General features: G+C 65.0%; 1 protein-coding gene. It reads right to left on the bottom strand.

Annotation, left to right across the window (positions count from 1 at the left end; translation table 11 throughout):
- Positions 1-1,196: aconitase family protein (locus tag B3C64_RS03150; protein WP_291533666.1), on the bottom strand; the 1,196-nt coding region annotated here is incomplete at both ends.

The following is a 1,196-nucleotide window of genomic DNA, read 5'->3' on the forward strand; positions in this document are numbered from 1 at the left end:
CTGCGCACGTAGGTGGAGTTCTCGTCCCAGGTGAACAGTTCGCCTTCCGGCACGTCGAGACCCTTCCAACGGCGGTCGCCCTCGAACACGGAGGCGTAGTCCTTGAGGAACATCTCGCGGTTGACGGTGCCGTCCACCACCGCGGCGACCTCTTCGTTGGTCGGCCAGATGTCCTTGAGGTAGACGTCGTTGCCGTCCTTGTCCTTGCCGAGCGGCTGGGTTTCGAAGTCGAAATCCATCGTGCCGGCGAGCGCGTAGGCGATGACGAGCGGCGGGGATGCCAGGTAGTTCATCTTGACGTCCGGGCTGATGCGGCCTTCGAAGTTGCGGTTGCCGCTCAGCACGGAGGTGACGGTCAGGTCGTTGGCGTTGATGGCCTCGGAAATCTCCGGCAGCAGCGGTCCGGAGTTGCCGATGCAGGTGGCGCAGCCGAAACCGACGAGCTGGTATCCGAGCGCGTCGAGGTCGTCCTGGAGGCCCGCGGCCTTGAGGTAGTCGGCCACGACCTGGGAGCCCGGGGCGAGCGAGGTCTTGACCCACGGCTTGGGCTTGAGGCCCTTGGCGTGCGCGTTGCGGGCGATGAGGCCCGCGGCGATCATGACGGACGGGTTGGAGGTGTTGGTGCAGGAAGTGATCGAGGCGATGGCCACGTCACCGTTCTTGATGTCGAAGTCGCCACGGAAGTCGGTGGAGACTTCGACCGGCTTCTGCTCGGTCCTGTCGGTCTCGTACGCCGGCAGGGTCCGTTCGAACGTCGTCTTGGATTCGGAGAGCTTGATGCGGTCCTGCGGACGCTTCGGGCCAGCGATCGACGGCACGACGGAGCCGAGGTCGAGTTCCATGTATTCGGAGTACTGCGGTTCGACGTAATCCGGGTCGGAGGCGTCGCCCCACAGCTTGTTGGCCTTGGCGTACGCCTTGACCAGGGCGACCTGTTCCTCGGAGCGGCCGGTCAGTCGCAGGTAGTCGAGCGTGACGTCGTCGATCGGGAAGATGCCGCAGGTGGAGCCGAATTCAGGGCTCATGTTGCCGATGGTGGCGCGGTTGGCCAGCGGCACGGAGGCGATGCCCTCGCCGTAGAATTCCACGAACTTGCCGACCACGCCGTGCTGGCGGAGCATATCGGTGATGGTGAGCACCACGTCGGTGGCGGTGACGCCCTCCGGGATGGATCCGGTGAGCTTGAAGCCGACGAC

It is taken from the genome of Bifidobacterium sp. UBA6881 (assembly GCA_002451435.1).
Taxonomy (GTDB): Bacteria; Actinomycetota; Actinomycetes; order Actinomycetales; family Bifidobacteriaceae; genus Bifidobacterium.